General features: G+C 62.9%; 7 protein-coding genes, 1 tRNA gene and 2 rRNA genes (1 of these 10 only partly in view). 6 read left to right on the forward strand and 4 right to left on the reverse strand.

The window, feature by feature from the left end; translation table 11 throughout:
- Positions 1 to 14: 14 nt before the first annotated feature.
- From B5X69_RS04640 to B5X69_RS04665, 6 genes are read left to right on the forward strand one after another with little or no spacing between them, the layout of a single operon-like run.
- Positions 15 to 1,334, forward strand: coding sequence for a dicarboxylate/amino acid:cation symporter (locus B5X69_RS04640; protein WP_079637535.1), 1,320 nt, complete (start codon positions 15 to 17; stop codon positions 1,332 to 1,334).
- An 8-nt stretch (positions 1,335 to 1,342) separates the two neighbouring features.
- Complete coding sequence (gene ggt, locus B5X69_RS04645) at positions 1,343 to 3,073, forward strand: gamma-glutamyltransferase (RefSeq protein WP_079637536.1); 1,731 nt, start codon at positions 1,343 to 1,345, stop codon at positions 3,071 to 3,073.
- Positions 3,073 to 4,776 (forward strand): gamma-glutamyltransferase, encoded by a 1,704-nt coding sequence (gene ggt, locus B5X69_RS04650; RefSeq protein ID WP_342745785.1) that lies wholly within the window; start codon positions 3,073 to 3,075, stop codon positions 4,774 to 4,776. Before ggt (B5X69_RS04645) ends, ggt (B5X69_RS04650) begins: the two co-directional genes overlap by 1 nt.
- Positions 4,776 to 5,636, forward strand: a complete 861-nt coding sequence (locus B5X69_RS04655) for a dienelactone hydrolase family protein (RefSeq protein WP_079637538.1) — start codon at positions 4,776 to 4,778, stop codon at positions 5,634 to 5,636. The genes ggt (B5X69_RS04650) and B5X69_RS04655 overlap by 1 nt, the downstream gene beginning before the upstream one ends.
- 9 nt (positions 5,637 to 5,645) lie before the next feature.
- Positions 5,646 to 6,068 (forward strand): VOC family protein, encoded by a 423-nt coding sequence (locus B5X69_RS04660; RefSeq protein WP_079637539.1) that lies wholly within the window; start codon positions 5,646 to 5,648, stop codon positions 6,066 to 6,068.
- Positions 6,069 to 6,078: 10 nt separating this feature from the next.
- Positions 6,079 to 8,061 carry a CapA family protein gene (locus B5X69_RS04665; protein WP_176141516.1) on the forward strand — a complete coding sequence of 661 codons (1,983 nt, stop codon included), beginning with the start codon at positions 6,079 to 6,081 and terminating at the stop codon, positions 8,059 to 8,061.
- Here the strand turns inward: B5X69_RS04665 and B5X69_RS04670 are convergent.
- The 4 genes from B5X69_RS04670 to B5X69_RS04685 form a co-directional block, all read right to left on the reverse strand.
- Positions 8,050 to 8,238, reverse strand: a complete 189-nt coding sequence (locus tag B5X69_RS04670) for a hypothetical protein (protein ID WP_079637541.1) — start codon at positions 8,236 to 8,238, stop codon at positions 8,050 to 8,052. The two genes, B5X69_RS04665 and B5X69_RS04670, sit on opposite strands and share 12 nt — an antisense overlap.
- A 172-nt stretch (positions 8,239 to 8,410) precedes the next feature.
- Positions 8,411 to 8,487 (reverse strand) — tRNA-Met (locus B5X69_RS04675).
- A 101-nt stretch (positions 8,488 to 8,588) separates the two neighbouring features.
- A 5S ribosomal RNA gene (gene rrf / locus B5X69_RS04680) occupies positions 8,589 to 8,703 on the reverse strand.
- Positions 8,704 to 8,817: 114 nt separating this feature from the next.
- Positions 8,818 to 10,171, reverse strand: a 23S ribosomal RNA gene (locus tag B5X69_RS04685) (it continues 1,438 nt past the right edge of the window).

Below are 10,171 nucleotides of genomic sequence, written 5' to 3' on the forward strand. Positions count from 1 at the left end.
TGGGATGCGCCTGAATGACCGACACGACAATTGACCTGCCCGCCAGCGACGCGAACAGCCCCCGCCGCCCCGGCTTTGCGCGCCGCCTGCTGGCGAGCTGGTTCGCCATCGCGCTGTGGAGGCGCATATTGGCCGCGCTGCTACTCGGCGCAGGGGTCGGGATTGCGTGGGGCGAGGACGCGACAAGGATTGCGTGGATCGGCGAATTATTCGTCCGGCTGATCCGCATGCTCGTGATTCCGCTCGTCTTCCTCACTATCGCGTCGGGGGTCGCCGCGCTCGCCGATCCCAAGCGCCTCGGCAGCATCGGAGTGAAGACGCTCGCTATGTATGTCTTCACCACGGCGCTTGCGGTGGCGACTGGCCTCCTCGTCGCGACGCTGATCGCGCCAGGGGCGGGAGCGAGCTTCGCAGGAGCGGTCCCGCGTGCCGTCGCCCAGCCGCAGGACACAGCGCGCATGTTCATGGAAATCGTCCCCGACAACCCGATCGGCGCAATGGCAAATGGTGCGACGCTGTCAGTGATCTTCTTCGCTATCCTCGTCGGCGCCGGGGTCATCGCCGCGGGCAAGGAAGCCGACCCCGTGCGCCGCCTGCTCGCGAGCGGGGCCGAAGTGATGCTGCGCATCGTAGGCTTCGTTATGGAGACCGCGCCTTTCGGCGTTTTTGCGCTCATCGCGGTGGTCATGGGGACGACCGGCCCCGCCAGCTTCATCGCTGTGTTGAAGCTAGCGCTCTGCGTCCTCATAGGCTCGGCAATCGTCACCCTCGTCATTCACGGTGGCATCGTCGTACGGCTCCTCGCATGGCTGCCGCCTCTTCCCTTCTTCCGCGGCATTGCCGACGCCATCATGGTCGGCTTCTCGACATCCTCCTCGAGCGCGACGCTACCTGTCGCGATCCGCGTCGCCGAACGCAATCTCGGCGTCTCGCCGCCGGTCGCATCGACGGTGCTGCCCCTGGGCGCGACAATCGGCATGGACGGCGCCGCCATGTATGTTGCGATGCTCACATTGTTTGCGGCTCAGGCCTTCGGCGTGGATCTCAGCCTAGCCGACTATTTCGTTATCGCAGGCACTACCACCATCGTTGCGATGGGTGTCGCACCTGTCCCTTCGGGCTCCCTCTTCGTGCTTGCCGCGGTACTCCACGCTATCGGCATCACCCCCGCCCAGACCGCGGTTGTCGTCGGCTTCGTCCTTCCCTTCGACCGTATCCTGGACATGATCCGCACCGTCCCCAACGTCACCTCCGACCTTTCGATCGCAACCGCCGTCGCGCGATGGGAAAAGGAGATGGACGTCGCCGAATATCTCTCCGCGAACGATGAATGAGGTCCGCCATGATCTTCCGCCGCGCGATCAGCGTCGCACTCGCCCTATCGCTGGCCTTCCCGCTGACGCTGCCGGCGCCGCTCGCGGCGCAAAGCCGGCACCTGCTCGAATATCCATCGATCCATTCGCCGGTCATCGGCACGCGCGGCATGGTGGTCAGCCAGAATGCGATTGCGAGCGAGGTCGGCGCGCAGATATTGCGCGAGGGCGGGAATGCGGTCGATGCCGCGATCGCGATCGGCTTTGCCTTGTCGGTCACGCTTCCGCGCGCGGGCAATATCGGCGGTGACGGCTATATGAACGTTTACAACGCCGCTTCGGGCGAAGTTCGCGTCATCGACTTCCGCTCAGTAGCGCCCCGCGCTGCCACCCCCGCGATGTTCGTCGACCATGATGGCAAGGAACGCCGCATCGCAAGCTATGGCTATCTGGCGCCCGCGGTGCCCGGCACCGTTGCAGGATTCGATCACGCGCACCGGAAATGGGGCAAGCTTCCCTGGGCAAAGCTTGTCGCTCCGGCGATCGCGCTCGCGCGGGACGGGGTAAAGCTCACCGCGGACGAGGCGTTCGTCTTCAGCTGGGGCAAGGAACGGCTCTCGAAAAGCAAAGCCGGAAAGGCCGCATTCTACAAGGCGGATGGCTCGCTCTATGCCAAGGACGAGGTGATGAAGCGCCCCGCCCTTGCCTGGACGCTCGGCGAAATCGCGAAATACGGCGCTGACGGCTTCTACAAGGGGGAAGTCGCACGCCGCATTGCCGCCGACATGAAGGCGCATGGCGGGCTGATCACGATCGAGGATCTTGCCGCTTACCGGCCCGAAGAGCGAGCGCCGCTCGTCGGCAGCTATCGCGGCTACACGATCTATACCGCGCCGCCATCGAGCGCAGGTGGTGCAACGCTGCTCAACATCCTCAATCAACTCGAGCATTTCGACCTGACAGAGATGGGTGCGGGGTCGGCGCGGGCGCTCCATGTGATGGCGGAGGCGATGAAGCTCGGATACGCTGACCGTTACCGCGCCCTCGGCGACCCCTCATTTGTCACTGCACCCGTCAATGGCTTTATTTCCAAGGCCTATGCGGCAGAGCGCGCCAAGCTGATCGATCCTGCAAAAGCCAGGCCGATGGCCGAAATGCAGCCGGGCGACCCGCTTCAATATGAAAGCCCTTCGACAACCCATTTCTCGGTCGCCGACAAGGACGGCAATGTCGTGTCGACGACCTACACGCTCGGCTCGGATTTCGGCTCGGGCGTCATGATCGAGGGGACCGGCATCCTCCTCAACAACGAGATGAACAATTTCAGCCACGAACAGGCCTGGGAGGCGCAGCGAACGGGCGCGCCGCCGCCGCTCAACGCAATGACCCCCGGCAAGCGCATGCTGTCGACGCAAATGCCGACGATCATCATGAAGGATGGCAAGCCATGGCTCGTCACCGGTACCCCCGGGGGGAGTACCATCATCTCCTCGGTCGTCCAGGTGATCGTCAACATTATCGACCACGGAATGAATATCGCAGAAGCGACGCACCAGCCACGCATCTATCAGGGCGCGGTCGATGCCTTGCGGATTGAACCCAATTTCAATCCCGACACGATCAGGGAGCTGAAGGCGATGGGCCACCCGATCACAAGCGATGAAACAATGGGAAGCGGGCAATCGATCATGATCGACAAGGGACTATATCTGGGCGCGGCCGATCCGCGCCGTCCCGGCGCGCTTGCGGTCGAGCCATGATGCGGCCCCTCATCCTCGCCGCGGCAACGCTGCTCGCTGCCTGCACGCCTGCCGCGCCGCCGCAGTCGGCCCCGCCGGCCGGAACCCAATATCAGGAACGCAAGGCTTTCCTCGCCGCTGCCCATCCACTGGCGGTCGAGGCGGGCCTCGACGTGCTGCGTCGCGGCGGCAACGCCGTTGACGCAGCCGTCGCGGTCCAGGCCATGTTAGGGCTGGTCGAACCGCAAAGCTCGGGGCTCGGCGGCGGCGCTTTCATGGTCCATTATGATGCGGCGTCGACGGCGGTCACGGTCTATGATGGCCGCGAGGTGGCACCCAGAGGGGCTACGCCCGACATGTTCCTCGATGACGGCGGCCAGCCGCTGCCGTTCCGCACGGCGGTGCTCAGTGGTCGCGCGACGGGGGTGCCCGGCGCGGTGGCGATGCTCGCGCTCGCGCAAAAGCAGCATGGCAAGCTACCGTGGAACGACCTGTTCGGCGACGCCGAGCGCGTCGCGCGCGAGGGCTTCACCGTGACCAAGCGGATGGAGCATTTCGTCCATGGGCCCTATCCGCAGTCGAACGCCCCCGATGTGGTGCGCTATTTCAGCGACGGCCGCGGCGGCAAGGTCCGCGCGGGCGACACGCTCAAGAACCCCGCTTACGCCGCCTTAGTTCACCGCCTCGCGACCGAAGGCCCCGAGGCGCTCTATCGCGGCGAAACCGCGAAGCGCATCGTTGCACGGCTTCATGACGGCAACCTTGCGAGCAGCATGACCGAGGCCGACCTTGCGAATTACAAGCCAGTCGTGCGGCAGGCGCTCTGTGGCAGTTACCGCGTCTATATTCTCTGCGTGCCGCCACCGCCGTCGAGCGGCGTTGGACTGCTCCAGCTGATGGCGATGGTCGAGCGCACCGACATCGCCGCGCGCGGCCCGGACGATCCGGTGGCCTGGGTCCAATATGCCGAGGCGAGCCGGCTGATGTACGCCGACCGCGACGCCTATGTTGGCGACGTGGCGAACGTGCCGGTGCACGGGCTGCTCGACCCTGCCTATGTCGCCTCGCGCGCGGCGCTGATCGGCGACCGCGCCGGCCCCGCGCCGCACGCGGGCACACCCCCCGGTGCCGTCACGGCGCGCATCGACGCGACCCAAGAGGTGGCCGGAACTTCGCATTTCGTGATCATCGACGGCGAGGGCAATGCGGTGTCGATGACAACCACCGTCGAAAGCTTTTTCGGTTCGGGCCGCATGGTCGACGGCTTTTTCCTCAACAATCAGATGACCGATTTCTCCTTCGTACCCGAAGGCCCCAATGCGATCGCACCGGGCAAGCGGCCGCGCTCGTCGATGACCCCGACGATCATCCTCAACCGTGACCGCAGTCTCGCAGGCGCAATCGGGTCGCCGGGCGGAAATGCCATTCTCGGTTATGTCGCGAAGGCGTTGATCGGGGCGATCGACTGGAATCTGCCGATGAAAGACGCGTTTGCGCTGCCCAATCTCATCGCCCGCGGCGACAGCTTTGCAGGCGAGGAAAGCCGCTTCGCGCCGACGCTTCGCGCCGAAATGGCGAAGCGCGGCGTGACGGTGCGCGCAGGGTCGGGTGAGGATTCGGGACTGCATGGCGTTTTGATCCGCGAAGGCGGCCGCTTCGACGGCGCCGCCGATGCGCGCCGTGACGGTATCGCGAAGACGGTCAGTCTACCGGAGAATCGCTGATGCGAGGCGTCCTGATCCTATCTATGATCCTGACGGCCACTACCGCCCCCGCGACCGCCCAAAAGGTGCATGTCGAGACGGTTTGCTTCCCGAGCCGCGACGGCAAGACCGAGGTAAAAGGCTATGTCTTCAAGGCCGACGATGCGGCCGCGAATGCGCCCGCGGTGGTGATGATGCACGGCCGCTCCGGCGCCTATTCGAGCCGTTCCCAAGGGGAATATGGAGCCGCAACATTGTCTGCGCGGCACAAGGCGTGGGGACGGTTGCTTGCGCAGCGCGGCTATGTCGCTCTGATGGTCGATGATTTCGGGCCTGTTGGCTATCCGGGGGGATTCAAGGCCGGGACCTACAAGAACCGACCCGCCATAGTCGACGAGGTCGCTCACCGCCCGCTGCACGCTTATGGCGCTCTGCGCTACCTCCAGCAGCGTCCCGATGTCGATGGGACAAAAGTCGCGCTTCTCGGTTGGTCCAATGGCGGCAGCGCGACGCTTGCTGCGATGGCGGACGACAAACCGGGCGACATGCGCAAGATCGGCTTCCGCGCGGGCGTCGCGCTCTATCCGGGCTGCGGCCTCAAGCGGCGCTTCGCCAAGGGCGGCTATCGTCCTTATAATCCGGTGCGCGTCTTTGTCGGCACGGCCGACGAAGAAATCTCGCCAGCGCTTTGCGAAAAGCTCGTCTCCCGTAGCCGAAAAATGGGCGGCGACATTGAGCTGACAACCTTCAAAGGCGCGACGCACAGCTATGACACGCCGACGAAGCGCCGGCAGTCGGTCCAGGCCAATGCCGAAGCCAAGGCCGCAACTGAGACCGATATTCTCGTCTTTCTCGCCGTTACATTGAAACCCGCTCGATAGGAGCCCGCCATGGCTGAGCTTGCCCCGTTCCACTTCGCCTTCCCGGTGCACGATCTTGACGCTGCACGCCATTTCTATGGCACAGTCTTGGGCTGCCCTGAGGGAAGGAGCGACACCGACTGGATCGATTTCAACCTCTACGGACACCAGATCGTTGCCCACCGGGTCGGTGGGCGAGACGCGGTGGCGGGACACAATCCCGTCGACGGCCGCGACGTGCCCGTTCCGCATTTCGGCGTCGTCCTTCGGCCCCCTGAATGGCAGGCGCTTGCCGACCGGCTGCGTGCCGCGGGGGTCGGCTTCGTGATCGAACCGCACACGCGCTTTCCGGGGGAACCGGGTGAACAGTCAACCATGTTTTTCCACGATCCCTCAGGCAATGCGCTCGAATTCAAGGCTTTCGCCGATCTCGGCCAGCTCTTCGCGAAATAGGACGTCAACCATGCGGCTTCTGGCATCGACGGCGCTGGCGCTCGCTCTGGCATTCGGCTTGAGCAAAGGCGCTCCCTTTCCTTCGTCCCAAGCCGCGGCAACGCCCCCGATGTCGCACGATGTCAGTGGACGGCTCAGCATTGTTGGCGGCACCGCGAATCTCACAGCACTCGACGTGCGGATCGACGGCGCGCTGGCACAAATTGCCCCGGACGGCCGCATCACGGGAATCGCACGCGGCGCCGAACCCGTGCAACTCACCGTCCGCGGGCCCGACATCTTCGACGCAACATTCACCTTTGCGCCCAGCGAGATCGCAGGTTCCGACGGTCGATGGACACTGCCCCCGGTCGAAGCGGTCGCCCGTGCACCGGGGCGTGTGGAGCTCTTCTTCGGCGGCGATGTGATGATGGGACGGCGCTTCGAGCGGCCGATTTGGAACGAACGCGTGCTGATCCGGCCCGACCGCCGCCTCGCCGATATGGCGCGTCTCCTTGAGCCGATGCAACCATATTTTGCGGGTGCCGACCTCGCCTCGGTCAATCTGGAAACCGTGCTCGCAGCGCGCGATCTTGGCGACGCGCCCGACAAGTCGGTCGTCTTTTATACCCACAGCGACGCTGCAAAGGCGCTCGCCGATGCGGGGATCGATTATGTCACGCTCGGCAACAATCATGTCTACGATTATGTCGAGCCGGGTCTCGCCTCGACCCTTGCGGCGCTGGATGCCGTCAATCTGCGATGGTCGGGCGCGGGACACAACGAGATGGAAGCCGCCAAAGCGGCGCGACTTAATCTGGGCGGCCATGCCTGGTCGATGCTGGGCTTCGTCGGCTGGAAGGGCAAGGCTGATCCCAACCACGTCGCCGAAGCGAGCAAGGGCGGCGCGGCGTTCGGCAGCGATGTCGCAATCGAGGCGGCGGTCCGGCGCGAGGTAGCGGCGGGACGATCGCCGATCCTCCAATATCATGGCAGCAGCGAATATAGCGATCGTCCGACCGAAATCAGCGAGCGGCGCATGAAGCTCGCGATCGACGCGGGCGCCGCGCTCATTGTGTCCCACCACCCCCATGTTTCGCACGGGCTTGAACTCTATAAGGGGCGCCTGATTGCCTATTCGCTCGGCAATTTTCTTTTTGACCAGTATTTCCCCGAAACGCACGCCACTTATGCGCTGAAGGTCTGGATGGACGGCGACCGACTCTTCCGCGCAGAGATGATCCCGGTCCAACTTCTCGACTATCGTCCGGTCCCCGCGGTCGCGGGCATGCGCCAGGCGGTGCTGCGGCGTATCATCGACTTGTCATCAGAGCGCGGCACACGCATCGGCATCATCGGAGGTCACGGCGTGATCCAGCCGTCGACCGACGTGCCTGCCCCGCAACTTTGCGGTACGAAGATCGAGGAAGAGCTTAGAGCCTTTGTCTACGATCTCCAACGACCTTCCGCGCGATGCAAGACCGGCGGCCCCGCGGCGCGCGACCTTTTGATGCGCGGCGATTTCGAGGCGGCCCGGTCGGGCGACGCACGCGACCGGAGTTGGGGCATAGAGGGCGGAACGATCGAATTCGTGAGCGATGCACATAGAGGCTCGGGCGCGATGGCGGTTGCCGCGACCGGTGACACGCCGGTGACAATCGCGCCCAAAACTTTCTTCCGGCCGGTTGCAGAGCGGCGGCTGTCATTTGGCGGGTGGATCCGGGTGGAGGGCCCAGCCACGCTTCAGCTACTGCTTCAGGGGCAACCGAAGGGCGTGGGTCGAATGAAAGCCCTCGAAAGCGCACCTGTCCGCCTGGTTGGGACACAGCAGATCCGTGGCCGAGGCTGGCATTATATCCGCTTCAGCATCGACCGCGGGAGCGGTGCGGACCTTGTCCCGCTGCGCCCGCTGCTCCGGATCGGGAAGGCACGCCGCGCCATTCTCGACGATCTGCTGTTCCTGGCATGGGATACCGATGCGCCCGGACGCGCCTACGATGCGTCAATCCGGTAACGGCATCTCGAGCGGGGAGCCCTTTTCGAGCCGCTCATCGAGGATGCGAATGGCAGCATCCAGTTCGACGGCGGCCGCGAACTCTCCGAGCGCATCGAGCAGCGTGAGTTCGGTCGACAGCCGATCGCGTATGCCGCGAAGGGCGTCCCCCACTCCTTTTTCTACGGCTTTGGCCATATGTCCCCCACACCGGTTCGCGCACCGTTGGCGAATCCGATCGTCACCCTCGAGCGGATAGACCGCTAAAATCGGGAATGCGTGAAAGCGCGGCTGGTTCCCAGCCGAACAGCTCGATGCGGAGCTTAGACGCAAAAAACCCGCCATCCCGTGAGAGAGGCGGGCTATTAGTTGGTTGCGGGAGCAGGATTTGAACCTGCGACCTTCAGGTTATGAGCCTGACGAGCTACCGGGCTGCTCCATCCCGCGTCAACCAGCTGCGCTTGTCGGCGCAGAAACAGCAAAGGGCGGCCACCGCCGCCCTGACTATGTGAATGGGCTTTCCGTTCTGACCTTACGTCGGCTGCAATGCCTGGCGACGTCCTACTCTTCCAGGGCTTGAGCCATAGTACCATCGGCGCTGTCAGGTTTCACGGCCGAGTTCGAGATGGGATCGGGTGGGTCACTGACGCCATGGTCACCAAGCAATGAAGCCGGCGTAGGTCAAAAGGGTTTCAATCGATATCCGTGCAATACTGTCTGATCAATCATCCGGCATTCGCGGACAAACCGGTCAGGCTTGTCGTTGATGGCGGGACTCTAAGTGCGAATAGAGCAATTAGTATCGGTTAGCTCCACGCGTTACCGCGCTTCTACATCCGATCTATCAACGTGGTGGTCTTCCACGGCTCTGTGAAATCTTATCTTGAGGGAGGCTTCCCGCTTAGATGCTTTCAGCGGTTATCCCGTCCATACATAGCTACCCTGCTGCGCGGCTGGCGCCACGACAGGTACACCAGAGGTATGTTCAACCCGGTCCTCTCGTACTAGGGTCAACTCCTCTCAAATTTCGACGCCCACGGCAGATAGGGACCAAACTGTCTCACGACGTTCTGAACCCAGCTCACGTACCACTTTAATTGGCGAACAGCCAAACCCTTGGGACCTGCTCCAGCCCCAGGATGTGATGAGCCGACATCGAGGTGCCAAACGATTCCGTCGATATGAGCTCTTGGGAATCATCAGCCTGTTATCCCCGGCGTACCTTTTATCCGTTGAGCGATGGCCCTTCCACTCGGGACCACCGGATCACTATGACCGACTTTCGTCTCTGCTCGACTCGTCAGTCTCGCAGTCAGGCAGGCTTATGCCATTGCACTCTAACAGACGGTTTCCAACCGTCCTGAGCCTACCATCGCGCGCCTCCGTTACTCTTTAGGAGGCGACCGCCCCAGTCAAACTACCCGCCACAGAGGGTCCCTGATCCAGTTTCATGGATCGAGGTTAGACATCAGAAAACAACAGGGTGGTATTTCACCTATGGCTCCACACCGGCTGGCGCCAGTGCTTCAAAGCCTCCCACCTATGCTACACAGTTCTTTCCTAATGCCACTCTGAAGCTGCAGTAAAGGTGCACGGGGTCTTTCCGTCTAACCGCGGGTACTCCGCATCTTCACGGAGAATTCAATTTCGCTGAGCATCTCCTGGAGACAGTGGGGAAGTCGTTACGCCATTCGTGCAGGTCGGAACTTACCCGACAAGGAATTTCGCTACCTTAGGACCGTTATAGTTACGGCCGCCGTTTACCTGGGCTTCATTTCGGAGCTTGCACCCCTCCACTTAACCTTCAGGCACCGGGCAGGCGTCAGGCCCTATACGTCGTCTTGAAGCCGACTTAGCAGAGCCCTGTGTTTTTGCTAAACAGTCGCTACCCCCTGGCCTGTGCCCCCCACAACTGGTTGCCCAGAAGTGGGGCCTCCTTCTTCCGAAGGTACGGAGGCAATTTGCCGAGTTCCTTCAGGAGACTTCTCTCAAGCGCCTTGGTATACTCTACCATCCCACCTGTGTCGGTTTAGGGTACGGTCTATAATGGAGGGGCTATTTCCTGGAACCTCTTCAAAGCCTGACCAATCCAATAAGGCCAGACAATTTACGAGATCCGTCACACACCTCC

The organism is Sphingopyxis flava, assembly GCF_900168005.1.
GTDB lineage: Bacteria > Pseudomonadota > Alphaproteobacteria > Sphingomonadales > Sphingomonadaceae > Sphingopyxis > Sphingopyxis flava.

What these genes read in the sequence shown, in the direction of transcription:
- B5X69_RS04640 (WP_079637535.1), top strand. Translation starts at nt 15, where the DNA reads ATGACCGACACGACAATTGACCTGCCCGCCAGCGACGCGAACAGCCCC.
- B5X69_RS04670 (WP_079637541.1), bottom strand. Translation starts at nt 8,238, where the DNA reads ATGGCCAAAGCCGTAGAAAAAGGAGTGGGGGACGCCCTTCGCGGCATA.
- B5X69_RS04660 (WP_079637539.1), top strand. Translation starts at nt 5,646, where the DNA reads ATGGCTGAGCTTGCCCCGTTCCACTTCGCCTTCCCGGTGCACGATCTT.
- B5X69_RS04655 (WP_079637538.1), top strand. Translation starts at nt 4,776, where the DNA reads ATGCGAGGCGTCCTGATCCTATCTATGATCCTGACGGCCACTACCGCC.
- B5X69_RS04665 (WP_176141516.1), top strand. Translation starts at nt 6,079, where the DNA reads ATGCGGCTTCTGGCATCGACGGCGCTGGCGCTCGCTCTGGCATTCGGC.
- ggt (WP_342745785.1), top strand. Translation starts at nt 3,073, where the DNA reads ATGCGGCCCCTCATCCTCGCCGCGGCAACGCTGCTCGCTGCCTGCACG.
- ggt (WP_079637536.1), top strand. Translation starts at nt 1,343, where the DNA reads ATGATCTTCCGCCGCGCGATCAGCGTCGCACTCGCCCTATCGCTGGCC.